General features: G+C 67.2%; 24 protein-coding genes. 10 read left to right on the forward strand and 14 right to left on the reverse strand.

Annotated elements, in window-relative coordinates; translation table 11 throughout:
• Positions 1-26 precede the first annotated feature (26 nt).
• Positions 27-869, forward strand: coding sequence for an acid phosphatase (locus J8I82_RS25710; protein ID WP_336620910.1), 843 nt, complete (start codon positions 27-29; stop codon positions 867-869).
• A 16-nt stretch (positions 870-885) separates the two neighbouring features.
• Here J8I82_RS25710 and J8I82_RS25715 read toward each other — a convergent pair whose 3' ends face one another.
• The 3 genes from J8I82_RS25715 to J8I82_RS25725 form a co-directional block, all read right to left on the reverse strand.
• Complete coding sequence (locus J8I82_RS25715) at positions 886-1,362, reverse strand: CreA family protein (protein ID WP_431831579.1); 477 nt, start codon at positions 1,360-1,362, stop codon at positions 886-888.
• A gap of 16 nt (positions 1,363-1,378) precedes the next feature.
• Complete coding sequence (locus J8I82_RS25720; protein WP_209761658.1) at positions 1,379-1,864, reverse strand: acyl-CoA thioesterase; 486 nt, start codon at positions 1,862-1,864, stop codon at positions 1,379-1,381.
• 170 nt (positions 1,865-2,034) lie between these two features.
• A complete protein-coding gene (locus J8I82_RS25725; RefSeq protein WP_029047409.1) occupies positions 2,035-2,316 on the reverse strand; it encodes an HU family DNA-binding protein in 282 nt (93 codons plus the stop codon).
• Positions 2,317-2,809: 493 nt separating this feature from the next.
• On the opposite strand from J8I82_RS25725, the gene J8I82_RS25730 reads away from it, so the two are divergent.
• Together J8I82_RS25730 and J8I82_RS25735 are read left to right on the forward strand one after the other, a co-directional pair.
• Positions 2,810-4,012, forward strand: a complete 1,203-nt coding sequence (locus J8I82_RS25730) for an ammonium transporter (protein WP_209761659.1) — start codon at positions 2,810-2,812, stop codon at positions 4,010-4,012.
• 173 nt (positions 4,013-4,185) lie between these two features.
• The gene (locus J8I82_RS25735; protein ID WP_209761660.1) at positions 4,186-5,028 is read left to right on the forward strand and encodes a mechanosensitive ion channel family protein; all 843 of its coding nucleotides are present in this window, start codon (positions 4,186-4,188) and stop codon (positions 5,026-5,028) included.
• 4 nt (positions 5,029-5,032) lie between these two features.
• On the opposite strand, the gene J8I82_RS25740 is transcribed toward J8I82_RS25735, so the two are convergent.
• Positions 5,033-6,250, reverse strand: a complete 1,218-nt coding sequence (locus tag J8I82_RS25740; RefSeq protein WP_209761661.1) for a Bcr/CflA family multidrug efflux MFS transporter — start codon at positions 6,248-6,250, stop codon at positions 5,033-5,035.
• A 407-nt stretch (positions 6,251-6,657) separates the two neighbouring features.
• Between J8I82_RS25740 and J8I82_RS25745 the strand changes: the two genes are divergently transcribed.
• Positions 6,658-7,254, forward strand: a complete 597-nt coding sequence (locus J8I82_RS25745; protein WP_245180116.1) for a hypothetical protein — start codon at positions 6,658-6,660, stop codon at positions 7,252-7,254.
• A 170-nt stretch (positions 7,255-7,424) separates the two neighbouring features.
• On the opposite strand, the gene mdoH is transcribed toward J8I82_RS25745, so the two are convergent.
• From mdoH to J8I82_RS25760, 3 genes are all read right to left on the reverse strand, one after another.
• Positions 7,425-10,034 (reverse strand): glucans biosynthesis glucosyltransferase MdoH, encoded by a 2,610-nt coding sequence (gene mdoH / locus J8I82_RS25750; RefSeq protein WP_209761662.1) that lies wholly within the window; start codon positions 10,032-10,034, stop codon positions 7,425-7,427.
• Entirely contained in the window at positions 10,007-11,602 is a 1,596-nt protein-coding gene (locus J8I82_RS25755) for a glucan biosynthesis protein G (protein WP_280908171.1), read from the reverse strand. Before J8I82_RS25755 ends, mdoH begins: the two co-directional genes overlap by 28 nt.
• A 400-nt stretch (positions 11,603-12,002) precedes the next feature.
• Positions 12,003-12,368, reverse strand: a complete 366-nt coding sequence (locus J8I82_RS25760) for a hypothetical protein (protein WP_209761663.1) — start codon at positions 12,366-12,368, stop codon at positions 12,003-12,005.
• A 275-nt stretch (positions 12,369-12,643) separates the two neighbouring features.
• On the opposite strand from J8I82_RS25760, the gene J8I82_RS25765 reads away from it, so the two are divergent.
• Positions 12,644-13,078: an RT0821/Lpp0805 family surface protein gene (locus J8I82_RS25765; RefSeq protein ID WP_209761664.1), complete on the forward strand. Its 435-nt coding sequence runs from the start codon at positions 12,644-12,646 to the stop codon at positions 13,076-13,078.
• A gap of 39 nt (positions 13,079-13,117) precedes the next feature.
• Here the strand turns inward: J8I82_RS25765 and J8I82_RS25770 are convergent, their stop codons facing one another.
• The 3 genes from J8I82_RS25770 to J8I82_RS25780 all read right to left on the reverse strand — a co-directional run bounded on the left by J8I82_RS25770 (position 13,118) and on the right by J8I82_RS25780 (position 16,153).
• The gene (locus J8I82_RS25770; protein ID WP_209761665.1) at positions 13,118-14,851 is read right to left on the reverse strand and encodes a mechanosensitive ion channel family protein; all 1,734 of its coding nucleotides are present in this window, start codon (positions 14,849-14,851) and stop codon (positions 13,118-13,120) included.
• Positions 14,852-15,197: 346 nt separating this feature from the next.
• A complete protein-coding gene (locus J8I82_RS25775; protein WP_209761666.1) occupies positions 15,198-15,437 on the reverse strand; it encodes a hypothetical protein in 240 nt (79 codons plus the stop codon).
• 152 nt (positions 15,438-15,589) lie between these two features.
• The gene (locus J8I82_RS25780; protein ID WP_209761667.1) at positions 15,590-16,153 is read right to left on the reverse strand and encodes a surface-adhesin E family protein; all 564 of its coding nucleotides are present in this window, start codon (positions 16,151-16,153) and stop codon (positions 15,590-15,592) included.
• A gap of 373 nt (positions 16,154-16,526) precedes the next feature.
• On the opposite strand from J8I82_RS25780, the gene J8I82_RS25785 reads away from it, so the two are divergent.
• The gene (locus J8I82_RS25785) at positions 16,527-17,063 is read left to right on the forward strand and encodes an acyloxyacyl hydrolase (RefSeq protein WP_284183151.1); all 537 of its coding nucleotides are present in this window, start codon (positions 16,527-16,529) and stop codon (positions 17,061-17,063) included.
• On the opposite strand, the gene J8I82_RS25790 is transcribed toward J8I82_RS25785, so the two are convergent.
• Complete coding sequence (locus J8I82_RS25790) at positions 17,038-17,949, reverse strand: helix-turn-helix domain-containing protein (protein ID WP_209761669.1); 912 nt, start codon at positions 17,947-17,949, stop codon at positions 17,038-17,040. The two genes, J8I82_RS25785 and J8I82_RS25790, sit on opposite strands and share 26 nt — an antisense overlap.
• Positions 17,950-18,131: 182 nt before the next feature.
• On the opposite strand from J8I82_RS25790, the gene J8I82_RS25795 reads away from it, so the two are divergent.
• The 3 genes from J8I82_RS25795 (at position 18,132) to J8I82_RS25805 (ending at position 21,350) form a co-directional block, all read left to right on the forward strand.
• A complete protein-coding gene (locus J8I82_RS25795) occupies positions 18,132-19,448 on the forward strand; it encodes a hemolysin family protein (protein WP_209761670.1) in 1,317 nt (438 codons plus the stop codon).
• A 282-nt stretch (positions 19,449-19,730) separates the two neighbouring features.
• Complete coding sequence (locus J8I82_RS25800; RefSeq protein WP_209761671.1) at positions 19,731-21,074, forward strand: GGDEF domain-containing protein; 1,344 nt, start codon at positions 19,731-19,733, stop codon at positions 21,072-21,074.
• A 144-nt stretch (positions 21,075-21,218) separates the two neighbouring features.
• The gene (locus J8I82_RS25805; protein WP_010814145.1) at positions 21,219-21,350 is read left to right on the forward strand and encodes an entericidin A/B family lipoprotein; all 132 of its coding nucleotides are present in this window, start codon (positions 21,219-21,221) and stop codon (positions 21,348-21,350) included.
• Between the two features lie 122 nt (positions 21,351-21,472).
• On the opposite strand, the gene J8I82_RS25810 is transcribed toward J8I82_RS25805, so the two are convergent.
• From J8I82_RS25810 to J8I82_RS25820, 3 genes are all read right to left on the reverse strand, one after another.
• Positions 21,473-22,117 carry a bifunctional 4-hydroxy-2-oxoglutarate aldolase/2-dehydro-3-deoxy-phosphogluconate aldolase gene (locus J8I82_RS25810; protein WP_209761672.1) on the reverse strand — a complete coding sequence of 215 codons (645 nt, stop codon included), beginning with the start codon at positions 22,115-22,117 and terminating at the stop codon, positions 21,473-21,475.
• 75 nt (positions 22,118-22,192) lie between these two features.
• On the reverse strand, positions 22,193-23,131 hold the full coding sequence (locus J8I82_RS25815) for a sugar kinase (protein ID WP_209761673.1): 939 nt from the start codon (positions 23,129-23,131) through the stop codon (positions 22,193-22,195).
• A gap of 15 nt (positions 23,132-23,146) precedes the next feature.
• Positions 23,147-24,415: an amino acid deaminase gene (locus J8I82_RS25820; RefSeq protein WP_209761674.1), complete on the reverse strand. Its 1,269-nt coding sequence runs from the start codon at positions 24,413-24,415 to the stop codon at positions 23,147-23,149.
• Between the two features lie 207 nt (positions 24,416-24,622).
• Between J8I82_RS25820 and J8I82_RS25825 the strand changes: the two genes are divergently transcribed.
• Complete coding sequence (locus J8I82_RS25825; protein WP_209761675.1) at positions 24,623-25,528, forward strand: MurR/RpiR family transcriptional regulator; 906 nt, start codon at positions 24,623-24,625, stop codon at positions 25,526-25,528.

Raw genomic sequence — 25,528 nt, forward strand, 5'->3', positions numbered from 1 at the left:
CAAACCATCACAACAAGGAACAAGAATTGACGGACCTGGCAAAGCGGAATCGAACCCTGTCCAATCCCTTGCACCTTGGCGCCGCCGTGGCGGCAGCCGCGCTGCTGGCCGGCTGCGCGGCCGGCGGCACCAACCTGTCCGCGGTGCCGGAATTCCGCCCGGGCGTGCCGGCCGGCTACCTGGCCGCCGATGCGCGCCCGGACAGCCTGAAGCTGTTGCCCGCCCCACCGGCACAGGGCTCGCCCGCGCAGGCGCTGGATGACGATGCGGCGCGCCAGGCCGGCACGCTGCGCGGCTCACCTCGCTGGCAGGTTGCCGCCACCGACGCCGTACTCACCTTCCCGCAGGCGGCCAGCGCGTTTTCATGTGCGCTGGGGGTGCCGGTCAGTGCCAGGGACACGCCCTACCTGAATATTTTGCTGCGCCGCAGCCTGGTCGATGCCGGCCTGTCCACCTATGGCGCCAAGGACCGCTACAAGCGCACGCGGCCATTCGTCGCCAACAAGACCGCGATGTGCACGCCAGACGAAGCCACCAAGCTGGAGAAAGACGGATCCTACCCGTCGGGCCACAGCGCCATCGGCTGGGCCTGGGCGCTGATCCTGGCCGAGGTGGAACCGGCCCGCGCGGACGCCATCCTGGCGCGCGGGCGCGCCTTCGGCCAGAGCCGGGTGGTGTGCAACGTGCACTGGCAGAGCGACGTCAATGAAGGCCGCATGATGGCCGCCGCGACCGTGGCGCGCCTGCATGCAGATCCGACCTTCCGCGCAGATCTGGAACAGGCGCGCCGCGAAGTGGCCGCGGCACGCGCCGCCGGCGCCCGCGCGCCGGGCGATTGCCAGGCCGAAGCCGCGGCGCTGGCACCCTGATCGACCCGGCAGCGCTTTACTTGACGGGAATCGCCGTGCCGGCCGGTACCGGCACGGCGGTCACGCTGTTCTGCGGGCTGCCGCTGACGATGCGGTCCGAATAGGTCAGGTAGACCAGCGTATTACGCTTGCGATCGACCGCGCGCACCACGTGCAGCGTCTTGAACAGCACCGACATGCGCTCGGAAAAGACGTTGTCCTGCTGCTTCAGCGGCCCCTTGAAGGCGATGGTTCCCACCTGCCGGCACGCGATCGAGGCTTCCGGCGGGTCTTCCGCCATGCCCAGCTGGCCCTTGATACCGCCGGTGCGGGCCCGCGACACGTAGCAGGTGATGCCGTCGACCTGCGGATCGTCATAGGCTTCGATCACGACCTTGTCGGAGCCGGTCATGCGGAAATTGGTGCTGACGCTGCCGATCTCTTCGGCATGCGCGCCGCCCGTGGCCGCCGCGCAGGCGGCCAGGGCCAGGATCGTGCAGGATCGCTTCATCATGGCGGGAGGCAACGTGTCAGGTCACCGACGACTTGATGTCGCCGTGGCGCTTTTCCATTTCCTGGCGCAGCGCACGGCGCTGCTGGGCGGCGGCAAAGCGCTGGCGCTCGACCTCGTCGCGCGGCTCGAGCGGCGGCACTTCGGCCGGGGCGCCGTTGTCATCGACCGCCACCATGGTGAAGTAGCAGCTGTTGGTATGGCGCACCAGCTTGCTGCGGATATTCTCGGTCACGACCTTGATGCCGATCTCCATCGAGCTGCGCCCGGTAAAGTTGACCGAGGCCAGGAAGGTCACCAGCTCGCCCACGTGGATGGGCTGGCGGAACATCACCTGGTCAACCGACAGCGTCACCACGTAGCGGCCGGCATAGCGGCTGGCGCAGGCATAGGCGACCATGTCCAGGTACTTCAGGATGGTGCCGCCGTGGACGTTGCCGGAGAAATTGGCCATGTCCGGCGTCATCAGCACGGTCATGGAAAGCTGGTGGGACTGGTCGTTCATGATGCGTGGGAGTTCGGATTGCGGGGGCGGTCGCACCGGGCCGGCTGGCGGCATCCGGGCGCCGGCAGTTTAACCCGGATCGGCCCGGCCGTTGCCGTTCATCGCGGCATGGCGCGGAAAACAAAAAAGCGGCCTGCCTGGCCGCTTCTCACGCTGTGGACGCAAACTGCTTACTTCTTCTTGTTCACCGCGTCCTTGAAACCCTGTCCGGCGGAAAACTTGACCGTCTTGGCGGCCGGGATCTTGATGGTTTCGCCGGTGCGCGGATTGCGTCCCGTGCGGGCCGCGCGCTTGCCGGCGCTGAAGCTGCCAAAACCTACCAGCGTGACCGAATCACCCTTTGCCACTGCCTTCTTGATGCTGTCCAGCGCTGCGTTGAGCGCGCGCTCAGCGGCGGCGTTGCTCAGTTCTGCTTCCGTGGCGATGGCCGATACCAGTTCACCTTTATTCATGGCTGATTTCCCTTGTTGGTCGTCGTCACCGATGTGCTTGCCTGGCGGCAAAACATCGATCGGCGCAGTCTAATCTGCCCCTTGTGCGTTGAGCAATCCCCAGTGGCACCAATGCAACGAAAAAACCCGCAAATCCTTGCTTGAGGCCGGTTAGCGGGCAATTTCCCGCTCTGTTTGCACTTGTCACCAGCCGGATTTGCCTGGCTGCGGCGTTGTGCCCCAGGGCGGCGCCGGCTCGGGGCGTGATGGAACAAATGCCCGAAATTGGGGCACCGCACCATAACGGATCAACCGAGATGCCGGAGAAGCGCCATTCTGGCGCATCGCAGCCACGGCCGGCGGCGCCTGCCTCCCGACCTCCTGCATACCCGGTTCCTTGCGCGCGGCATTCCGGTGCGGATTCTGCCCACTCAGGTGCAGCCGGCACCAGGATGCAGCCGGAACTGGAATGCTTTTTGCATACCCATGCGCCCATTTTGAGCATGAGGTCACTATGGACAACTGGAAGACCGGCACCGACGCCATGTTTATCCTGCTTGGCGCCATCATGGTGCTGGCCATGCACGCCGGCTTTGCTTTCCTTGAGCTAGGCACGGTGCGCAAGAAAAACCAGGTCAATGCACTGGTAAAGATTCTGGTGGATTTCGCAGTTTCCACGATTGCCTATTTCTTTATCGGTTACACCATTGCCTACGGCGTGCAATTCATGTCCGGGGCAGAAACGCTGGCCCACAAAAGCGGGTACGACCTGGTCAAGTTCTTTTTCCTGGCGACTTTTGCCGCCGCCATTCCGGCGATTATCTCGGGCGGTATTGCCGAACGTTCGCGCTTCAATCCGCAACTGGTGGCGACATTCGTGCTGGTCGGTTTTGTCTATCCGTTCTTTGAAGGGATTGCGTGGAACCAGCGCTATGGGGTTCAGGACTGGATCACGCAGGTGGCCGGTGCGCCCTTCCATGACTTTGCCGGCTCGGTGGTGGTGCATGCGCTGGGCGGCTGGATCGCGCTGCCGGCGGTGCTGCTGCTCGGCGCGCGCCGCGGGCGCTACCAGAAGGACGGGCGCATCAGCGCCCATCCGCCCTCAAATATCCCGTTCCTGGCGCTGGGCGCTTGGATCCTGGCAGTGGGCTGGTTCGGCTTCAACGTGATGAGCGCGCAGACCGTCGACAAGATCAGCGGCCTGGTCGCGATCAATTCGCTGATGGCGATGGCCGGCGGCACGCTGGCGGCGTGGGCCGCGGGGCGCAACGATCCGGGCTTTGCCTACAATGGCCCACTGGCCGGGCTGGTGGCGGTATGCGCCGGCTCGGACCTGATGCACCCGCTGGGCGCGCTGATCACTGGCGGCATTGCGGGCGCCCTCTTCGTCTATATGTTTACGCTGGCGCAGAACAAGTGGCATATCGACGATGTGCTGGGCGTGTGGCCGCTGCACGGGTTGTGCGGCGCCTGGGGCGGCATCGCCGCGGGCATCTTCGGCGCCAGGGCACTGGGCGGACTGGGCGGCGTGTCGCTCGGCGCGCAGCTGATCGGAACGGTGCTGGGGATCGTGGTGGCACTGGCGGGCGGCACGCTGGTATACGGTGCGCTCAAGAAGCTGGTCGGCATCCGGCTCGATGCCGAAGGCGAATTCAATGGCGCGGACCTGACGCTGCACCGCATCTCCGCCACGCCGGAGCGCGAAACCAACTGGTAAGGCGGATGCGCCGCCCGGCGGCGCCTGGACAAGCTGGCCTGCCGGCCCGCTTGTCTTGACAATTATTTGCTTGCGCTTCCAGGCACGGCATTCCAATAATTGCCGTGCCCACGTATTGCGCCGCGTCAGCGCGCAGGGCTTGCACCACTCACGCCAACCGAGAGGACACGCCGATGGATGCCACGACTTTCGACAACCTCAAGACCCTGGTGGTCGCCTATGCCACGCAGTTCGGGGTCAAGATTCTGGCAGCGCTAGCGTTCTGGGTCATCGGCCGATGGCTGATCCATTTTGCGGTACGGATGGTGCAGAACGCGCTTGCCAGACAGAAGGTCGACCCCACGCTGCTGCGCTATGTGGGTTCGATCGTGACGGTCACGCTGAACGTGGTGCTGGTGATCGGCATCCTCGGCTACTTCGGCATCCAGACCACCACCTTTGCCGCACTGATTGCCGCCGCCGGCGTAGCCATTGGCATGGCGTGGTCGGGGCTGATGTCGAATTTCGCGGCGGGCGCCTTCCTGGTGGTGCTGCGGCCGTTCAAGGTAGGTGACTTCGTTACCGTCGGCGGCGTCACCGGCACGGTGCGCGAGATCGGGTTGTTCGCCACCTCGCTCGATACACCGGACAACGTGCAGACCGTGATCGGCAATAACAAGATCTTCAGCGACACCATCCAGAACTTCACCGCCAACCCGTACCGGCGCGTGGAACTGAAGGCGCAGCTGGCGGGCAGCACCGACGTGGCCGATGCGGTGGCGCTGCTGAAGTCGCGCATCGCGCAGATCCCCAACGTGCTGCCGGAACCCGCGGTCGACGTGGAGATCCTGGAATTCACGCTGGTCGGGCCGGTGCTGGCGGTACGCCCGTATTGCCACAACGACCATTACTGGCAGGTTTATTTCGACACCAACCGCATTATCCGCGAGTGCTTCGGCCAGGCCGGCTATGCCGCGCCCATGCCGGCGCACATGGTGGTCGTACAGCAGGCCTCTGCCCTGCAGCAGGCCGCCTGATGCGTCAGGCAGCCGCCCGGCCAGCGCCGGAGCGGCCGTAGTAGCGCATCAGCACCGCGCCAGCGCCGCATAGCGCCATCACCACGGCCAGCGGCAGCGCGGTGCCGTCGCGCCACACGCTGACAGCCGCTCCGCCGAGCGTGCCCAGCGAAAACTGCAGCGTACCCATCAGTGCCGAAGCCGTGCCGGCCCGATGCCCCTGGTGCGCCAGCGCCAGTGCGGAAGCATTGGGCGTGACGCAGCCCAGTGCACCGATAAAGACGAAGAACGCCGCCAGCAGCATGGGCAGCGTCGCCAGCCCGGCCAGCGCCGCCACGGCCAGCACCGCCCCGGCCGCGCAAGGCGCCAGCAGCGCCCGTCCCAGGACCTGGTCGAGTGTGCGACCGCGCACCAGCCGGCTGTTGAGCTGCGACATGACGATCAGGCCCAGCGCATTGGCGCCGAACACGAAGCCATAGTGCGACGGCGCGATGCCGTGCAACTCGATCAGCACGAACGGCGAACCCGAGATATACGCGAACATCCCCGCCGACCCGAAACCTGCCGACAGCGAGTAGCCGACGAATTCACGGTCGCGCAGCAGCTCGCCGTAACTCCTGGCCACCGTGCCAAGCCGCAGCGGTGCCGCCTGGCGCCGGTCCAGCGACTCCTCCATGCGCCAGTGCACCAGCAGCAGGATGGCCAGGCCGGCCGCCGCCAGCACCCAGAAAATCGTGCGCCAGCCGGCCGCCGTCAGGATCGCGCCGCCGATGACCGGCGCGAGGATCGGCGCCAGCCCCATCACCAGCATCAGCGACGAAAACGCGCGAGCCGACTCATGGGCCTCGAGCCGGTCGCGGATCACGGCGCGCGCCATCACCATGCCGGCGCAACCGCCCAGCGCCTGCAGGAAGCGCCACAGCATCAGCGTCTCGGCACTGCGCGCCAGTGCGCATCCGATCGCCGCAACCACATAGAGGCCCAGCCCCAGATACAGCGGCGGCTTGCGGCCAAAGCGGTCGCTGAACGGCCCGTAGAATGCCTGCCCCATGGCAAGGCCGACCAGGAACGTGCCGAGGGTGAGCTGTACCTGGCCGATATCGACGCCAAGGTCGCCCGCCAGTGCGGGAAAGCTTGGCAGGTACATGTCGATCGACAGCGGCGCAATCGCCATCAGCGAGCCGCAAATCAGAAGCCAGGCAGGAAAGCGCGCGGTCGAGGCAGCGCTCGGGGAACGGGACATGGAAGAGATCCGGTGCATGCGGTTGCATGGCGCGCACCGCCGCGGGCAATGCCGGGGCGCGGTCGCAAGCCGCTGGAAAGGGGCAATTGTTGCACAGCATAACGAAAGCGATGCCGCAGCAGGTTGCACAGCTTTGAAACACTCGTTCAGGAATTTGCCCTGCCAAGGTCGGGCTCGATGGCGTTGGCAGGATTGGCAAACTTGCCAAAGGTGGAATCAAGCGAGCATCTGCCCGGAATGCATGACATGCGTGCGCTGACGCGGAGCATGATGGCAAGCGTGGCGCGCCGTTCACGCCTGGCAAGGTGAAGGGTACAATGCCTGCCTATCGGCGTGAGTGTCGCGTGACATGCGCCGCCGGCCACGCAGAGACGGACGACAGTACCGCCCCGGCAACGTTAGCCTGCATGAGAACACGACACACGCCGATTTCCGCTTCGCCTGGCCTGGCCACCCTTGCATGGGTGGCCGCGCTGCTGTTGCCGTTGCCGCTGCATGCGGCGCCGGTACCGGTGCCGCCGCGCAATGTCGCCGCGGCCTCGGCGCCGGCTCCCGCAGTCGACGAAGCCGAACCCCTGTCGCGCATGCTCAAGGGCGCGGCCACGGGCCAGAATACCGGCGCCGCCGGCGTGCCGGAACTGTTGCGCAACACCACGCGTCCCGACAACGTGCTGGCGCGCGCCTGCCGCCAGCTCAACGACGCCCTGCCGATCGAAATCGACGGCGAGACGCGGCTGCGCCGCTGCCAGTCGGTGCCCGGCAAGCACGTGCTGTTCCAGCTGGAACTGACCAATTACCGCGGGCCGATGCTGGATCTTGCCAGCTTCGAGGTCAACTATGCTGCGCCGCTGCAGCGCAATATCTGCGCCAACCGCGACGTGGAAATCCTGACCAAGCTCGGCATCAGCCTGATGTTCCGCTACATGACCCGCAGGGACCGCGGCGAGCGCCGCATCGGCGATGTCTACATCAATGCGCCGATCTGCACGTCGGCGCTGCGCTGAAGCGGCGACCAGCCAGGAAACGAGAATCGATTGCAAACGACACGCCGGTAGTGCCGGTGGTCCTGCCCGCGCCAGCAAGGAAACGGCCCGCATCAGCGGGCCGTTTCTTGTTCAGCAGGCAATCGGGGAAATCGACGTAATCGACGTAATCGGCGTAATCGGCGGCGGCCTCATGCCGCGCGCGGACGCAATGGCAGCACGTTGGCCGCCCTGCGCACCAGCATGCGCGTATCCTTCCAGCCGGCATCGGCCAGCGGCGAACCCCACACCAGCTCATGCAGCCGCGCCAGCGCGAACGGGTTACCCAGCAGCAGGTGCTTCTGCGCCGGTGTCAGCGCGCGCGGACCATGGGTCAGCGCATGTTCGACCAGCGTTTCGTGGCGCCGGCGTGCCGCTTCGGGCTGCACCGGCCGCGCCGTCGCGGTCGCGCACATCAGCGCATTGGTGACCGGGTCCACCACCGCATCGACAAAGTCAGGCGTGTCCGCGGCGTTCTCGACATGCTGCTGCGTCTCGACGATCTCGCGCGGCACCAGCGTTTCTTCCGGGATCATGAACAGGCCCGCATTGCGCGAGGCACGGCCCAGCGACACGCGCGACAGCATCACCGACAACGGGATCGACATTGCCAGCGACCCGACAATCGGCAGCAGCCACAGCACGTACGACGGGTTCAGCCAGTAGACCAGCCCGCCCCACGCAAGTCCCAGCGCGGTATGCCAGCCGTGGCGGCGCAACGCCTCGCCCCAGGTGGTCTCGGCGTCTTCGCGCGGCGGCGATTTCCACGAGATGCCCCAACCGCTGTAGGCGGCGATCACGAACTTGGTATGGAACAGCATCCGCGTGGGCGCCAGCAGCGCTGACAGCAGCACCTCGACCAGCATGCTGGCAAAGAGCTGCACCGCGCCGCCGTAGCGCCGTGCCTGCTTCATCAGCAGCACCACGCTGGCGAGCTTGGGCAGGAACAGCAGCGTGGCGGTCGCCGAGAACAGCGCCAACGCCTTCTCCGGGTGCCATTCGGGCCAGGTCGGGAACATCTGGTACGGTTGCGTGAAGTACTCCGGCGGCACCAATGCATGCTTGGCCAGCATTGCCGTGGACAGCAGCAGGAACAACAGCCACAGCGGCGCCGACAGGTAGGCCATGATGCCGGTCAGGAACACCGCGCGGTGCACCACGTGGAAGCCCTGCTTGAACCACAGCCGGAAATTCATCAGGTTACCCTGGCACCAGCGACGGTCGCGCTTGACCTCGTCGAGCAGGTTGGGCGGCAACTCTTCGTACGAGCCTTCGAGGTCGTAGGCGATCCACACGCCCCAGCCGGCCCGGCGCATCAGCGCGGCTTCGACGAAGTCGTGCGACAGGATTTCGCCGGACAGCGGCCCACGCCCTGGCAGCGGGGCCAGCGCGCAATGCTCGATGAATGGCTTGACACGGATGATGGCGTTATGGCCCCAGTAGTGCGATTCGCCCAGCTGCCAGTAGTGCAGGCCAGCGGTGAACAACGGCCCGTACACGCGCGTGGCGAACTGCTGCACCCGTGCATACAGCGTCTCGCGGCCCACGGCCAGCGGCGCGGTCTGGATGATGCCGGCGCCGGGGTTGGCCTCCATCAGCCGCACCAGCGTGGCCAGGCAGTCGCCGCTCATCACGCTGTCGGCATCGAGCACCACCATGTAGCGGTACTTGCTGCCCCAGCGGCGGCAGAAGTCGGCGACGTTGCCGGTCTTGCGCTTGACGCGGTGGCGGCGCCAGCGATAGAAGATGCGGCCGAAGCCGCCGACCGCGCGGCACAGCTCCATCCACGCGTCGTGCTCGGCGGTGCGCAGGTCCGGGTTACCGCTATCGGACAGCACGATGAAATCGAAATTGGACAGATGGCTGGTGCGCGCCAGCGATTCATAGGTCGCGCGCAACCCCGCGAACACCCGCGTCACGTCCTCATTGCAGATCGGCATGATGATCGCGGTGCGCGCCTCGGGCGCGAGCGGCCCGTCGGGTGCGGCGGAGCGCGAAATCAGATGCCGGTCGCCGCCCTTGGCGAGCACCAGGAAGCCCATCATCGCGGTCCAGAAACCCGCCGACACCCATGAGAACAGAATGGCGAACAGGCCAAGGATCGCGATCTCGAGCGGATCGGCCCCGTGATACGGCAGCACGCTGGTCATGAAGTAGGTGGCGAGCACGGTCTGGATCACGACCAGCGCCAGCAGGAACCAGCGGCGGTGCGAGCCGGCCGGGTGCCACTTGCCTTCGGCATCGGGGCCGTCGTGCAGCGTGTCCCAGGTTTCGGGCACGGGCGGGCGGCCCAGCATGCGGCGCCAGGTGTTGCGCAGCCAGCCGGTAACGATATGCGGCGGCCACTGGCGCGGCACCATCGAGCTGCGCTCGGGCTCGGGGCCAGTGTCGACCTTGACGGTGCCATCTGCGCGCCGCTGCAGCAGCGGCTCGCCTCCAATCTGCGGATTGCCGTAGGCGATGGTGAAACGGCGGCCAACCGAAGCGTAGGCGCCGCCGCCCTGCGCGGCGGGCGCGTCCTTGGCGGCAAGGCGCGACTGCAGGCGCGAGATCGCTTCCTGCGCGTCGCGGCCGTCGCCGCTGACCGGCATGACCGTACTGACCGGCGCCAGCGATGCGACCGGCGCCGCGGCCGCGCCGGGCATATCGGTCAGCAGTTCGCTGCGAATTTCAGGCGATACGGGCAGGCGGTCGACATAGCGCTCGCATGCCGCTGCCTGGGCCGGTCGCTGCTTTAGCCTGGGGGTAAGATGTAGCTCCACGTCTCGGATAGGGTTGTATTGCCGTTGCGAAGATAGCCGCGCAACTCTACCGGCTTGGTTTCATCCTTGCGGCGCATCACCATGGTCATGCGCCAGCCGCCGGTCGCTTCATTGCGCTGTACCGACGTCTTCAACAGTTCACCGTTGGCATCGGCCGAAACCACCGGGTCGATGCGAACGTCCGCGGGCAGCTTGCGAAAGCCCGGGCCTTCGAAGTCCACCACCAGCGAAAAGCTCGTGTCCTCCTTGCTGGCCGACTGGCCCTGGCCGCGCCGGGTCTGGCTCACCCACGACAGCGGCGGCAGTTGTTCGCCGTCCTTCTGCCACAGCAACCGGTACTCATAGTCGAAGGCCTGCTTCGGCTTGGGCGGGTTGTCCGGCACCCAGTAGGCGACGATGTTGTCATTGGTCTCGTCCGGCGTCGGGATCTGCACCAGTTCGACCCGGCCCGAGCCCCAGTTGCCGCGCGGCTGCACCCAGCCGCTCGGGCGGCGTTCATACCAGGCGCCCAATTCCTGATAGCTGTTGAAGCTGCGGTCGCGCTGCATCAGGCCGAAGCCCTGCGGGTTGGTCGCCGCAAAGGACGTCACCAGCAGGCGCTTGGGATTGACGAGCGGGCGCCAGACCCATTCGCCGGTACCCAGGTGGATCGACAGGCCGTCCGAGTCATGCACCTCGGGGCGGAAATCCTGCGCCGGCGCCGGCTGGTTCTCGCCGAACAGATACATGCTGGTCAGCGGCGCCAGGCCCAGCTTGGTCACGTTCTCGCGCAGGAACAGTCGCGACTTGACCTCCATCGCGGTCTCCGCGCCCGGCTTGATGGTGAAACGGTAGGCGCCGCTCATGCGGCGCGAATCCATCAGCGCGTAGATGGTGATCTCCTTGGCATTGGGGCCCGGCCGTTCGATCCAGTATTCGACGAAGCGCGGGAATTCCTCACCAGAATTGAGCGCGGTGTCCACCGCCAGGCCACGCGCCGACAGGCCATACCACTGGTCCTTGCCGAGTGCACGGAAATAGCTGGCTCCCAGGAACGACGCCAGTTCGTCCTTGCGCTTGCCCTGGTTCAGCGGATACAGGATGCGGAAGCCGGCGAAGCCCAGCCCCTTGAGCTTGGCGGCATCGACCTTGTGCGGTCCGTAGTTGAACGCGGCGGGATCGAAGCGGAATTCACGCACGCTGTTGCCCACCACTTCATGGATGCGCACCGGCTGGTCGAACACCATGCCCTCATGGAAGAACGACAGCTCGAACGGAGAGCGGGTGCCGCGCCAGGCGAAACGCTCGGGCTTGAATTCGATCTCGCGGTAGCGCTCGTAGGTCAACTCGCGCAGTTCGCGCGGCAGGTTCTGCGGCGGGGCCTTGTATGGCGATGCCGCGAGCTGCTTGGCACGCGCGGCGACGGTATCGAAGTCGAACGCCTGCGCCGTCATGGCCCACAGTGCCAGGATGCTGCCCCCCAGCCATGCCGCGATCCGCACGCCGGCGCGCGCGCCGCGGCGCCGGGCCGGCCCTGAGGCGGGCACGGTGAATATTGCGGACAAGCGTGGGGTGGCGATCTGTGACATGTATGCCAGGGGAACAGTTAAAACGGGGTGACCGGCATCCGCGGTCGGGACGAAGAGCCTTGCAATCCGCGCAGCAAGGCACGACACAGCAAGAGACAGACCGGGCCAAATATGGCGTGGCCCTGACACGGGTCTCGGCGCCGACGGGCCCTGTGTCCGGGTTGTTGCGATGCGCAATAAACCATAACAATTCGAGACGCCGAAGTCACGTTTCGATCACGCAAGGTTTGAAACAAAATGTTGGTGGGGTTGCCCGAAAGCCGCTCCGGGCAAGGCTTTGCGGGCGTTCAGGTCACACCGGCGCAAGCGCAGGCGAGTGACAGGCTCGCCAAACCTTCCGGCCAGCGTGAATAGCCGGGGTGCCAGCCGGCACCCCGCGCTCGACACTTTTAATACCGTGTTACTTTTTAGCGCCTTCGCTGTAGGGATCGAACTTGCCGCTCTTGGCGCCTTCGGAATACGTATCGAACTTGCCGCTCTTCATGCCGCCCTGGCTGAATGAATCGAACTTCTGCGCGCCGCCCTGAATTGGTTCCATCTGATCAGGCCGTGCACCGGGATTGAGCGAGGTCACGTTGTCGCTTTTTGCGCCATCCGAATACGGACTGAACTTGTCCTGCTTGGCTCCATCGGTGTACGTGCTGAATTTGTCCTGCCTGGCGCCGTCGGTGTAGGGATTGAACTTGTCGGCCTTGCCGGTCTGGGCGTGCAATGTGCCGACGGCACAAGCACCGGCCAGGCCGATGATGAGATAGCGCAGCTTCATGGGATCTCCTCTCGCGGGAAAGGCGCTTGCCTTTGCGGTGTGCACCGCTGACAGCCGCTGCGGAACAGGGGAATGGCAAGCGTTGGGGCAGCAATCAACGCTAGGTCAGCGCTACGCCGGTGTCAACCGCGCCGGTGCCGCCGCAATGCGGCAAAGTGGTCGTCGCCAGCCCGGCATTGCGCTTACAATGCCACCCAAACGACCCATCCGGCTTGCCCGCGCAATGCCCTCCCTCGGCTCGCGGTGCACGCCAACATGAAGCCAAAGGAATCGTCATGCTGCCTCGGCAAACAGACCGCACTGCTTACCTGGCCACCCGCGCCGCCATCCGCGCCACCATCGCCGGCGTGCTCGGCTCCACGCTGCTGCTCGCCATGGCCGCGCCGGCCCACGCGTACTTCGACAACTACCTGAGCGGCTCCATCATCGGCACGCTCAACGAGAAGGAAGGTGCGTCGTTGTCGCAATCGGTGCGCAAGGCGCTCAACGATACCGCCGACGGCCAGTCGGTAACGTGGACCTACCCGGCCAGCGGACGTCGCCAGCAGGTCGATGGCACCATCACCCCCGTTGAAAGCAAGACCGACAAGGGACAGCAGTGCCGGCGGCTGGAGTCGGAACTGAAGCGCGGCAGTTCGCAGGAGCACTGGAAAGGCTGGTTCTGCAAGCAGCCCAGCGGGCAATGGAAGGCCCGCCACGTCGACGGCTGAAGCAGGCACCCGCGCGCGCGATCAGTGCGCCGGCCGCGTTCATGCGGCGCGAGACGACGCCCGTTGCGGCCGCGCGGCCGGATCGATCTGCGCGCTGCCCGGCTGCTCGAACCATTTGGCTTCGGGCACGCAGACAGCCTGCTCCGGCTGCGCCATGAAGTGCGGCGACATGATCTGCACGCCGTGCGTGTTGAACTGGTCCTGGATCGCCGCGTGCAGCGCGGATAGCGCAAAGAAGCGGTTGCGCGGATCATCCAGCGCGGCAAACAGTTCGTATTCGACATAGAAATCCGACAAGCCACGCTGCAGCACGAACGGCGTCGGTGACGCCGCCACGTGTTCGGCCTGCGCGGCGGCAGCCAGCAGCATGGCATGGACCTGCCGCCACGGCGTGTCGTAGCCGATGGTGACCGAGGTCGAAATCATCGCGGCCTGCCAGCCCTCTTTCGTGCCGGAATCGCGCACGCTGCCGTGCCGGGTGTAGTTGTGGATCGCGCTGCCGACCACCACCGCGTTCGGCAGCGTCACCTCTTCGTTGCGCAGGTTGATGACCTTGACCGACAGCGCGTCGAGCGACGCCACCGTGCCGACGGTATCGCCGATGCATACCATGTCCCCGCGCCGCAGCGCGCGCGAGTACACCACCACCATGCCGCTCATCAGCTGGTTGACCACGTTGGCCGAGCCCAGCGTCACCATAAACCCGAGCAGCACCGACAGGCCCTTGAACACATCACTATCCGAGCCCGGGATATACGGGTAGGCAAAGGTGAACCCCAGCGCCCAGATCAACACCGCGGCCAGCCGCCGCGTGGCGCCGGCGGTCTCGGCATGCAGCCCGGGCACCGAGATCTGCCCCTTCTGCGCCGCCTTGAAGATATTCGATACCAGCCGCTGCACCGCGCGCGCGATCAGCAGGATCACCGCGACCGTCACCAGCCCAGGCACCGCTCCAACCATCGACAAGGCAATGCCCGACAGCAGGTGGAGGATGAACGCACCCATGCGGTCGCCCATGGGCTGCGTCAGCGGAAACTGTTCGAGCGCGAACTCAAGCCAGGCAAAGGCCAGCACCAGCACCACGCCGACGGCAACGATCTGCACCAGGCGCGCAACCAGCTGGTAGAGCGTGCCGGTCCAGTCGAACTGGCCGGCCCTGCGTTCGAGGTGCAGCGCGACGTGGTGCTGCAATGCCGTGCGCAGGCGCGCGCGCAGCATCGCGCTCGCGCGCGAGACGCCCCAGACCAGCGCGGCCAGCACGCCCAGGCCGAGCAGGCTCAGCGCCCCGCCGCGGAGCAGGTTGGGCCAGTGCAGGTGCGCGCGCCGCGCGGCAATGGCCTGGCGCAGCGCCGCCGCGGCCTGCGCGCCGGCAGCTTCCAGCGTGAGGTTGTCTTCCGCAGAAAGGTCTTGCACGGCCAGGGCGAACAGCAGCCGGTCACCGAGCCGGAACGCGATCATTGGCGCATCGCCGAGCGTGCCGCTGAGCTGCCCGAGAGGCTGGGCCAGTTCGGCTTCGGTGAGACCGTCGAACAGCTGCTGCGCGCGCGCCACGCGCATGGCCGGCGTCGCGCCGCCGATCGCCGCGCGCAGCGTGGCAATGGGGCGGTCCATCAGCCGCAGTTCCGCGACTTCACCGCTGGGCACCGCAATCGGGACTGATGCCGGTGCCGGTGCCGGTGCCGGTGCCAGCTTGGCCGCCCATGCCGGCTGGCACAGCAGCGCCAGCGTCCACAGGATTGCGATTTGCCGCCACCATGCTGCAAGCACTGCCATAGACACTCCTGTCCGAGGGTTGTCATTGCGCCGGCGCAACAACGCGCGCCAGGCCGGGCACGATGCCCGCTAGCATAACGTGCGCGGCTGCGCACGCAAAGCTGTCGCCCAAGAACAAAAAAAAAGGAGGCCGTAGCCTCCTGTCTCGATCCGCCGCAACGACCTGCCCTTCCCCCCGGACGGCACGGCATGGCGTGCCACAGGGCTGTCGTTCGCGCGGCAGGGACATGTGGACATGGCCCCGCCCGCATGCCACGCCATCGCAGCGCGGCGGCGTGGCGGTACGGACGCCGCCTGCTTCCCCGCATGCCGGGGAGCCGGGCGCCCGCCGCCAGCGGTAGTGCGCTCAGGCGCCTTTTTTGGTCATCGGGTCCTTGGCACCAGTAGCGTGGCTCTTCTTCTTGGCGCTGGTCTTCTTGGCCTTGGCCTTGTGCTTGCTGTCGGCCTTGGCCGGTGCAGCCTTGTCGGCAGCCGCTGCCGCCGGTGCCGCCGGCGTGGCCGGGGTTGCCGGAGTGGCCGGCGTTGCCTGCGCCATCGCGCCCGCACCGAACATTGCCAGCGACAGCATGACGATCCACTTCTTCATTTCGGTCTCCTCGTGAGCCCTGCGTGTGGGAATGCCTGCAAAAACCGGCACGCGATTCGCGCCGGGTATTCGCATCAACGAGGACGGTTTGCACGCGGTTGACCGGGACAAACCCTGATGGGACCGCCACGGGACGCTCAGCTCAGCTCGGCTCAGCGGCACAGCCTGCGCAGCAGCTCACCCGCGATCGTGCCGGGGCCGGCGGGCTGGAAGGTGCCGTACTGCGGCGCGCGGATCGTATAGAGCGAATTGCCGCGCGCATAGCGCTTGCTGTACAGCGTCTGCTCGACCACCGCGAACATCGACGTGGCACAGTCGAGCACCATGCGCTTGAGCGAGGAGCGGATCGGTTCGCCGTTGGCGGTGCGGATCACCCCTGACGGTGAATTGCGCATCAGCACGACGCCGACCTGCGTCCCCTGGCGCCGGGTCGCCGACTGGTCGAAGTACGAGATCACGCCGTTGGCGCCCATCAGCGGCAACCAGCGTTGCGGATCGGGTGCGCCAGCGTCGGGCGCTGCCACCAGGCGGCAGCCTTCCCTGGGCGTGGAGCGGAACACGGTGCCGGCGTCCGGCGCCTGGCACTCGTAAAGGCCGGCGGCCGCGGCCGGACGCTGGGCCGGCATGGCACTGCCTTCGGCATGAGCCGCCGGCGCGGCCAGGCCGAGCATGCAGCCGGCCAGCGCGGCAGCATGCCTAAAAATGCGGAACATCATTGAAATGCCCTCGTATAGACGGGAAAAAGCGAGCCGCATTGTCGCACAGGACACGCGCCATCTGGCGGCTTTGCATCGGTTGCGCGCACGCGCGCGAATCGCATCGCCCCCCCCTCTGCCAGCAATGTGCCATCGCGTGTACTACAAATAGGTTATGGAGGCCGGCCATGCGTGGCGCGTCGTTGCGGCGCCGCCCCATGCAGGGTCCGACAGCAACGCAGCATCCCAAGCCTTGCTTCCCATGCCACGACAAGACCAAGAAGCCAGTCAAGACCGCCGCGCAGCTTGTTGCGATCCCCTTCCCGCGCCGACACCGCAGACCAGTCGTCCGCGGCCCCCACAGCGTCGCCTCCCGCGCCCGATCCCGCTGGCCGTGCGACACGCCGCTACGGCGAGCCTGCTGGCCCTTCCCCTTGGCCTCGGCACCGCCCACGCCGCGCCGGCCGTGCAGCTGGGCTACGGCTTCGACGACACCCATCACGTGCAGAAGGTCGAGATGGCCATGCTGTGGGATTCAGGCTTTGCGTGGGGCAATCCGCAGGGCTGGCTGATCGACCTCCAATGGGAAGTCAATGTCGCGCGCTGGAACAGCAGCAGCGACAACAATCCGCATGACCTGTGGGAGTTCGGCGCCTCGCCGGTGGTCCGCATCGGCTGGTGGAAGCACGCCTGGGCCCCGTTCCTGGAATTGTCGGTGGGGCCGCGCTTGCTGACGGGAACGCGCACCTCGGACGACCATGTCATTTCCACGGCGTTCCAGTTCTCGGAATACGCGGGGCTGGGCGTAGCCTTCGGCTCGGACCGACGCTTTACCGCGGGCTACCGCTTCCAGCACCTGTCCAATTCCGGCATCAAGGAGCCCAATCCTGGCACCAGCTTCCACGTCATCTACCTGCGCTACCGCTTCTGAACCCCGGTGGCAGCGCGGCCCCCAGCGCTTCAAACAGGGCGCGCGTGGGTTCGTCGGCGGGAAAGAAGGACTCGATGCGCAGCTCCTGCAGCGTGATGTCCTGCGGAATACCAAGCGTGGTCAGCGTCGAAAACAGCGACGCACGGAACGCGCCGGCATGCAGCACGACCGGCAGCACCGGCAGCGGCGGTCCTTCCGCGCCGTCGTCGTCGGGAAGCAGTACGCCGCCGGGGCCGACCATGTCAGGATGCCAGGCGGCGATGCGCCGCAAGATCTCGCGCGCGGTCTGGTCGTGCGCCTGACCCTGCAATTCCTGCCAGACGCGCCGCAGCAGGTAGCGTCCGACCTGGCGCGCGTTCTCGATCACCGGCCACAATCCTTGCGGATCGAATACGGACAGCATCAGGTTGACCCGGCGCGGACTGCCGCCCTGGCCGCCTTCGTCCTCCAGCGACGCGGGCGCGCGTCCGTCGAGCAGCGTATCGAGCATGCGCCGGTAAGCCTGGTTGGCGTCGACCAGGTTCCAGAACCGGTCCAGCACCACGGCCGGGTACGGCTCCTGCTTGGACAGGATCAGTGCGATCGCCTGCTGCACCATCTGCAACGGCGGCGAGGCCAGCCCATGCTCGCTATAGGCCGGGGCGAAGCCGCCCGCCAGCAGCATGCGGTTGCGCTGGCGCAGCGGCACGCCGAGGCGCTCGGCCAGCGCCAGCACCATTTCGCGGCTGGGGCGGGCACGGCCGGATTCCAGGAAGGAGATGTGGCGCTGCGACACCCCGGCGGCCAGCGACAGCGCCAGCTGGCTGTAGCCGCGCTTGCCGCGCCAGTAGCGCAGCAGGCCGGGGAAGTCGAGCGTGGCTTCGGAGGCGGGAGTCAACGTTTCCATGCGCTTATTACAGCATGGCATGGCGCTGGGGGCGACTACCTTCAAGGTAATAGTGGCAATTCCCTGTCTGCTCTTGCCTTGCCGCCCCTGCGGCGCAGGCGTCACTGTAACGACTTCCTGTAACAGCCGAATGGTATGCTTGACCTTTTTGAACACCCGGCGCGCAAAGGGCGCGCACTTTGATGGAAATTGCCATATTACTGGCGCTGATCCTGCTGAACGGCCTGTTCGCGATGTCCGAGATCGCGCTGGTCACCGCGCGCAAGGCGCGCCTGCAGCGACAGATCGAGAACGGTGACCGGGGCGCGATCGAGGCCGTCAAGCTAGGCGAGGATCCCACACGCTTCCTGTCGACGGTGCAGATCGGCATCACGTCGATCGGCGTTCTCAACGGCGTGGTCGGCGAATCGACGCTGGCGCAGCCCTTCGGCGACTGGCTGCACAGCAGCGTTGGCATGGCGGAGTCCACCGCCGGCTACGTCGCCACCGCGATCGTGGTGGCCGGCCTGACCTACTTTTCCATCGTGCTGGGCGAACTGGTGCCCAAGCGCCTGGGCCAGATGGCCCCTGAAGCCATTGCCCGCCTGGTGGCGCGCCCGATCTCCTGGCTCGCCGTCGCGTCCACCCCCTTCGTCAAGCTGCTGTCGAGCTCCACCCGGCTGGTGCTGCGCCTGCTCGGCACCAAGACCGACAGCGGCCCCGGCGTGACCGAGGAAGAAATCCACGCACTGCTGGTCGAAGGCTCCGAAGCGGGCGTGATCGAGCAGCACGAGCACACCATGGTGCGCAACGTGTTCCGCCTTGACGACCGCCAGCTGGCCTCGCTGATGGTGCCGCGCGGCGACGTCATCTACCTCGACGTGGACGCGCCGCTGGAAGAAAACCTGCGCCGTATCGAGGAATCCGACCACTCCCGCTTCCCGGCGGTGCGCGGCGGCATGCATGACATCATCGGCGTGGTCAGCGCGCGCCAGCTGCTGGCGCGGCGCCTGCGCGGCGAAGAAGCCGACCTGATGGCAGTGGTGCAGCCAGCGGTGTTCGTGCCCGAAAGCGTGACCGGGATGGAACTGCTGGAAAACTTCCGCGCCTCGGGCGGCCAGGTGGCCTTTGTCATCGACGAATACGGCGAGGTGCTGGGCCTGGTGACGCTGCAGGACCTGATCGAAGCCATCACCGGCGAGTTCAAGGCCGAGGCCGCCGGCGAGGAATGGGCGGTGCAGCGCGACGATGGCTCGTGGCTGCTCGACGGCCTGATCCCGATCCCCGAACTGAAGGACCGCATCGGGCTGCGCCAGGTGCCGGAAGAAGAAAAGGAGCGCTACCACACGCTGTCTGGCATGCTGCTGTTGCTGCTCGGACGGCTGCCGCAGGTCGCCGACCGCGTCGAGTGGGGCGACTGGCGCTTCGAGATTGTCGACATGGACGGCAAGCGCATCGACAAGGTGCTGGCCTCGCGCCTGCCACCCGAAGAGGGCCCGGAAGAAGAAACGACCGGCTGATACCGCGCGCGTGTTCAGTCAACCTCATGCAGTGACGCGCTGGCGCCGCCTTGATTTCCGTCAAGCGATAGGTGCGTAGTCCGCAACTTGTCGCAACTTGCAAGGTCGTGCCACCTGCCTTGGCTTATGATCTGGCCTTGCGGCCCGTTGCGGCTGCAGCAGGCGTGCCTCGCCTGACGAGAGCAGCCGGCCCGCGCCAGCGGTCCTGCCAGACGTGGAACACTGACAACGGGGAGACGCGGGACAGCGCCGCCAGCACGGCCGCCGCCCGCAACACGATTCATGCACCCAGATGCCGACGATCCCGGCGGGACGCCAGCGGGCGACGCACTAGTGCCGTCCGATGCAAACGTCCCGGCGCGCCCGGCCGGACTGCTGTCCGCGCTGGCCGCGCGCCGCGACGAGGGCGCGCCGCCGGCCGCTGTGCTGGCGATCCGGCTCGACCGCTTTGCCAGCGCGTGCGAGACCCTTGGCCCGCGCCGCGCCGCCCACCTGCAGGCGTTGGTGCAGGCCCGCATTGCAGCACTGCTGCCGCAGGGGACGGTCATGCACTGGGTGGCCGCGTCTGACCTGGGCGCGGTCACGACACTGCCCGCCGGCTGCACGGATGCAGGACCGATTGCCGCGCGCATTGCCGCCGACCTGTCCCGTCCGTTCGTGCTGGATGGCTTCGAGCTGTTTATCTCCAGCAGCATCGGCGTGGCCACCGACCACCCTGACATCCCCGCCGAGCGCAGCATGCAGCAGGCCTTCGATGCCATGCTGCGCATCGTCCGCCAGGGCGGCGACGGCCTCGCGCGCGCCGACAAGCCCGCCGCCCCGCCCACCGCGCCGCTGCTGGCCGCCCTGCCCGAGGCACTGGAGCGCGGCGAACTCAGCCTGCAACTGCAACCGCGCGCCAACTTTGCCGGCGCCCATGTCAGCGGCTATACCGTGCGTCTGCGCTGGCACAGCCCTGCGCTGGGGCGGGTGGCGCCGCAGGACTTCCTGCCGGCGGTGGAGACGCTCGGGCTGGTCGGACGCATCGGCGCCTGGCTGCTCGACAGCGTGCTGCCGCTGATGCGCGGCGCCGAAGCGCTTGCGCCGTTGCAATTTACGCTGCTGGCTTCCAGCGCGCAGCTGCACCGCCCGGAAATTGTCGATGCGCTGGCGCAGGCCATCGACACCGGCGGCATCGCCGCGGAGCGCCTGTGCATCGAGCTGCCTGCCGGCGCGGCGCCCCCGGACGCCGGCATCCTCGAGCGCTTTGCAGACTTGCGCCGCCTCGGGGTACAGCTGGCGCTGGGCGATTTCGACGACAGCCCGGGCAGCCGGCTTGCCCTGAAGGCACTGCGGCCCGATCGCGTCTCGCTCGATGTACGCCGGCTGGGCCATGGCGGCGCACGCGGCGGCAGCCCAGGCCTCGCCGAGCGGCTGCACAGCGCCTGCGTCATGGCGCGCCGCGCCGGCGCGGCGGTATGCGCCAAGGGCGTGGAGAGCCGGCAGCAACTGGAGGCGGTGCGCGCCTGGGGCTGCCACAGCGTGCAGGGCTACCTGCTGGCGCAACCTTTCCCGGCGGCATGGCTGATGCAGACCCACGCCGCCATCCAGCAGCGCGCCCGCGAACTGCTGGCGCCGGCCAGCTGAAGCGTTCAAGCCGGGACTCGCCGGCGGCAGCAACTGTTGCATCGATTGCACGATTTACAAATTGGCACATACCAGCTATCAACCGCGCTGACAGCGGCAGTAAAATCTGCCTCAAACCCTCAACCGAATGGAAAGGAGCTCGGCGTGAAGAAAGGTTGGATCTGGTGCGTTCTGTTTGCCACCCTGTTGGCTGGATGCAACACGATGGCAGGACTCGGACAAGACATTCAGCGCGGCGGCCAGAAGCTGGAAAGCTCGGCGGACCGGCACAAGTAAGCCGGACCGCCAAACCGCACGACGACGCGGCCTGCCCGCGTCTGCAACCAAAAACGGCACGCCCTCGGGCGTGCCGTTTTGCATTGCATGCTTGGCTTTGACTTGATTACGGCCCGGCGCGCTCAGCCCTTGCCGCGCAGCACGCGGGCCTGCTCGGCCAGCGAACGGATGCGGCCCCAGTCCTTGCCGGCCACCGCGTCCTTCGGCACCACCCACGACCCGCCCACGCACACCACGTTGGGCAAGGCCAGGTAGGTCGGCGCCAGGGCAGCATCGATGCCGCCGGTCGGGCAGAAGCGCAGCTGTGGCAGCGGCCCGCCCAGTGACTTGAGCATCGGCACCCCACCGGCCGCCTGCGCCGGAAAGAACTTCAGGAAGGTGAAGCCGGCTTCCAGCGCCAGCATGGCCTCGCTGGCCGTTGCCACCCCCGGCAACAGCGAGATCCCCGCGCCCTGCGCCCCCTCCGCCAGCGACGGGGTCAGGCCGGGCGACACGGCAAACTGCGCGCCGGCGTCGCGCACGGCATGCAGCTGCTCGACGGTAAGGACCGTGCCCGCGCCCACGCACGCCTGCGGCAGCGCGGCGGCCACGGCCTTGATGGCTTCCAGCGCGACCGGCGTGCGCAGCGTGATCTCCAGCAGCGGCAGGCCGCCGGTGACCAGCGCCTCGCTGACGTGCAGGGCCTCGTCGACCGAATGGAATTCCAGCACGGGGATCACCGGCACGTCGGCCAGCAGGGGGAGCAGCGGGGAAGACTGGTTTTGCATATCGGATCTCGGGGTGAAGGGTTCAAAAAAGCAAAGTCAGGGAATGCAGCCGGTTCAGCGCCGCTCAACCGCCGATCAGCCGCCGATCACGGAGACCGATTCGGCCAGCCGGGCCATCACGGTCTGCGCATCGGGGATCGGCGCCACCGCGCCATAACCCGTGGTGGACAGCGCCGCGGCCACGTTGGCGTAGCGCGCGGCCTCGAATGGGTCGGCGTCCGCCGCCAGCCGCGCGACGAAGCTGCCGCCGAAGCAGTCGCCGGCGCCGGTCGCATCGACCGGCTTGACCGGATACGGCGCCACCAGCGTGCGCGATTCTGGCGTGGCCACGTAAGCGCCCTCCTCGCCCAGCTTGAGCGCCACCAGGCCAATGCCGCAGCCGAGCAGGTAATCGACGATGGCGTCGCGGTCGTCCAGTCCCGTCAGCACCGTGATGTCGTCCCAGCTGGGCAGGCACACGTCGGTCAGCGCGAACGCTTCGCGCATGATGCCGCGCGCGCGCGCCAGCGACCACAGCCGCAGGCGCAGGTTGGTGTCGAGCGTGACCCTGGTTCCGGCCTTGCGCGCGTGCTCCATCGCCGCCAGGCCCGCATCGCAGGCGCTGGTGCTGATGGCCAGGCTGATGCCCGACAGGTGCAGGTAGCGCGCCGCGGCAATCGCGCCCAGCGGCAGCTGCTCATGCTGGTAGCGACTGGCGGCGGAACCTTCGCGCAGGTAGTCGAAGCGGTGGCCGTGGTTGTCGTGCGAGACAAAATAGACGCCGGTCGGCGCGGACGGGTCCACATGGACGTGACGCGTATCGACCCGCTCCTGTGTCCACAGCGCGCGCAGGCGCTCGCCGAAGGTATCGGCGCCCACCGCGCTGATATAGCCGGTGCTGGCGCCCTGCCGGGCCGCGGCGATGCAGAAGTTGGAGGTATCGCCGCCAAAACCCTGCAGGTAACGGTCGGGATCGTCGCGCTGCTGGTTGAACTCCACCAGCGGCTCGCCGTAGGCCAGGATATCGATGCTCATGGGGCGTTCCGCCTCTCAGAAGAAGGTTTGCACGATGTCGATCACGCGCAGGTCGCGATCCAGCACCGGGATATGGCGCCACTTGTCGAAGGTCAGGCAAGGGTGCGAGATATCGAAGGCGATCATGTCGCCGACCCGGATGTCGTCGCCCGGCTTGACCTGCAGGTAGGCGTGCTGGTCCATCATGCCGGTCACTTCCCAGTGCGCGGGCACGTCGACCGGCGCCTCGCTGCCCGGGCGGTACAGCCGCGCGGGGATCGGCATGCCGGCATCGAAGGCGGCGTCGCGCTTGCCCATGCCGATGATGACGCGATCCGGTTCAGGGATCGACTGCACGTAGGCCCACAGCTGCAGCGCGGGCAGCAGGCCCTCGCGCATCTTCTGCGCGACCGGGTTGCTGGCCAGGATGCGCTGCTGCGCGGCGCGGTAGATGCCTACGTCATGGGTCAGGTAGCAGCCGGGGCGCAGCACGATGTCGATCGGCGTGCCGATGTCGGTGCGCGCGAACTCCTCGGCGACCACGTCGTACCAGGCCGAGCCCGCGCCCGACATCACTACCGGGCTGCGTCCGAAGCGACCCTGCTGCGCCAGTTGCCGCGTCACGTTCACAGTGCGCTGCAGGAAGGCGCGGATGTCGGCCTCTTCCTTCAGCACGCCTTCATAGATTTCGACACCCGCCAGCGACAAGGCCTGCGGCCAGCGCGCCAGCGCGTCGAGCACGGCCTGCTGCTGCGCGTCGTCGCGCACGCCGGTGCGCCCGCCCGCCACGCCCAGTTCCAGCAGCACCTGCAGCGCCTGGCCGCGCTCCTTGAAGAACTTGCCGAGCTGGTCGACCAGCGCGGCGGAGTCCACCAGCGCGAAGAACTCGAAGTCCGGATCGTCGCGCAACAGGTCCGCAATGATTTCCATGTTGCGGCGGCCCACCAGCTGGTTGGCCATCAGCACGCGCTTGACGCCGTGCGCATGCGCCGCGGCGGTCTGGTGCGCGGTCGCCAGCGTGATGCCCCACGCGCCGGCGCCGAGCTGGCGCGCGAACAGCTTGGGCGCCATGGTGGTCTTGCCGTGCGGCGCAAGCTGCACGCCGTACTCGCCCATGAAGCGGCGCATCCATTCCAGGTTGTGCGCAAGCCGGTCCTCGTAAAGCACCGCGGCCGGCAGGCTCAGTTCTTCCTGCAGCAGGCTCCAGCCGGTGCGGGCGGCGTCCGGTGCCAGCGGGGCTTCCAGGCGCCCCAGCGCCTTGTTGAGCGGATCGATCACGCCGGCCTGATACTTTATTTCACGCATCCTTGTCATCACCCCTGAAAAAATCTGATTGACGTAATGATAGCCCTGAAAATAAGATATTTCATCCTTGTTATAAAGTAACACGCTGACCGCACACGGGACTACAGAGGCAACGCGCAAGGTCGCGTCAGTCACTGTTATAGCCCTTGCCGACAGCACCTGCCGCCTGCGCCACTTTGTCTCGCGGCCCTGCTCAGCCACCCAACCATGACCGCGCCCTTCGACATCCTGACCCGCATTGCCGAGCGCGGCCCCGCGCTGCGCCTGGCCGAGCAGAAGGTCGCGCAGGTGGTGCTGGAAGACCTGGCCGGCGCCGCGGCGGCGAGCATCAACGAACTGGCGCGCAAGGCCGGCGTCAGCGAGGCCAGCGTGACCCGCTTCGCCAAGGCCATCGGCTGCCGCGACGTGCGCGACCTGAAGCTGCGGCTGGCACAGGCCACCGCAGTGGGCGCGCGTTTCCTGCAACCCGGCGGCGCCGATGCAGCCGCCGAAGCCCCGGCGACGCTGGCCGACAGCATCCATGCCGACATCCTGACCGCGCTCGAAGTCAACCGCGGCCTGATGGACGCGCAGCGCATCGAAGATGCCGCGCGTCTGTTGCTGGGCGCACGCATGGTCTACGCTTTTGGCATGGGCGGCGGCTCGTCGTTCATGGCCGACGAGGCGCGCCACCGCCTGGCGCGGCTGGGCCAGCCGGTGGCGAGCTACCAGGACGGGCTGCTGCAGAAGATGGTGGCGGCCACGCTGAGCCGCGACGACGTGGTGCTGGCGTTCTCGGCCAGCGGGCGTGTGCCGGAGATGCTGGCGAGCTGCGAGATTGCGCGCGAATACGGCGCCAGGCTGGTCGCGGTGACCGCACTGGGCTCGCCGCTGGCCGCGCGCGCCGACGTGCTGCTGCCGGTGCGCACGCTGGAGACGGATTTCATTTTCAAGCCGTCGGCGTCGCGCTACGCGATGCTGATGGTGCTGGACGTGCTGGCCACCCAGTGCGCGCTGCTGCAGCAGGACCAGAGCAAGGAGCGGCTGCGCCGGCTCAAGTACGTGCTGGACAGCCACCGCGGCGAGGCGGGCCCCGGCCTGGGCCCTGACAGCCGCCAGCCTCTGGGAGACTGA

Source organism: Cupriavidus consociatus (assembly GCF_017814975.1).
Classification (GTDB): domain Bacteria; phylum Pseudomonadota; class Gammaproteobacteria; order Burkholderiales; family Burkholderiaceae; genus Cupriavidus; species Cupriavidus consociatus.

Excerpts from the sequence above, each read along its gene's own strand:
- J8I82_RS25820 (WP_209761674.1), bottom strand. The coding sequence starts at position 24,415 with ATGCGTGAAATAAAGTATCAGGCCGGCGTGATCGATCCGCTCAACAAG.
- J8I82_RS25810 (WP_209761672.1), bottom strand. The coding sequence starts at position 22,117 with ATGCAAAACCAGTCTTCCCCGCTGCTCCCCCTGCTGGCCGACGTGCCG.
- J8I82_RS25755 (WP_280908171.1), bottom strand. The coding sequence starts at position 11,602 with ATGTCACAGATCGCCACCCCACGCTTGTCCGCAATATTCACCGTGCCC.
- J8I82_RS25730 (WP_209761659.1), top strand. The coding sequence starts at position 2,810 with ATGGACAACTGGAAGACCGGCACCGACGCCATGTTTATCCTGCTTGGC.
- J8I82_RS25800 (WP_209761671.1), top strand. The coding sequence starts at position 19,731 with ATGCACCCAGATGCCGACGATCCCGGCGGGACGCCAGCGGGCGACGCA.
- J8I82_RS25770 (WP_209761665.1), bottom strand. The coding sequence starts at position 14,851 with ATGGCAGTGCTTGCAGCATGGTGGCGGCAAATCGCAATCCTGTGGACG.
- J8I82_RS25795 (WP_209761670.1), top strand. The coding sequence starts at position 18,132 with ATGGAAATTGCCATATTACTGGCGCTGATCCTGCTGAACGGCCTGTTC.
- J8I82_RS25825 (WP_209761675.1), top strand. The coding sequence starts at position 24,623 with ATGACCGCGCCCTTCGACATCCTGACCCGCATTGCCGAGCGCGGCCCC.
- J8I82_RS25760 (WP_209761663.1), bottom strand. The coding sequence starts at position 12,368 with ATGAAGCTGCGCTATCTCATCATCGGCCTGGCCGGTGCTTGTGCCGTC.
- J8I82_RS25780 (WP_209761667.1), bottom strand. The coding sequence starts at position 16,153 with ATGATGTTCCGCATTTTTAGGCATGCTGCCGCGCTGGCCGGCTGCATG.
- J8I82_RS25765 (WP_209761664.1), top strand. The coding sequence starts at position 12,644 with ATGCTGCCTCGGCAAACAGACCGCACTGCTTACCTGGCCACCCGCGCC.
- J8I82_RS25815 (WP_209761673.1), bottom strand. The coding sequence starts at position 23,131 with ATGAGCATCGATATCCTGGCCTACGGCGAGCCGCTGGTGGAGTTCAAC.
- J8I82_RS25720 (WP_209761658.1), bottom strand. The coding sequence starts at position 1,864 with ATGAACGACCAGTCCCACCAGCTTTCCATGACCGTGCTGATGACGCCG.
- J8I82_RS25735 (WP_209761660.1), top strand. The coding sequence starts at position 4,186 with ATGGATGCCACGACTTTCGACAACCTCAAGACCCTGGTGGTCGCCTAT.
- J8I82_RS25740 (WP_209761661.1), bottom strand. The coding sequence starts at position 6,250 with ATGTCCCGTTCCCCGAGCGCTGCCTCGACCGCGCGCTTTCCTGCCTGG.
- J8I82_RS25745 (WP_245180116.1), top strand. The coding sequence starts at position 6,658 with ATGAGAACACGACACACGCCGATTTCCGCTTCGCCTGGCCTGGCCACC.
- J8I82_RS25725 (WP_029047409.1), bottom strand. The coding sequence starts at position 2,316 with ATGAATAAAGGTGAACTGGTATCGGCCATCGCCACGGAAGCAGAACTG.
- J8I82_RS25790 (WP_209761669.1), bottom strand. The coding sequence starts at position 17,949 with ATGGAAACGTTGACTCCCGCCTCCGAAGCCACGCTCGACTTCCCCGGC.
- J8I82_RS25775 (WP_209761666.1), bottom strand. The coding sequence starts at position 15,437 with ATGAAGAAGTGGATCGTCATGCTGTCGCTGGCAATGTTCGGTGCGGGC.
- J8I82_RS25715 (WP_431831579.1), bottom strand. The coding sequence starts at position 1,362 with ATGATGAAGCGATCCTGCACGATCCTGGCCCTGGCCGCCTGCGCGGCG.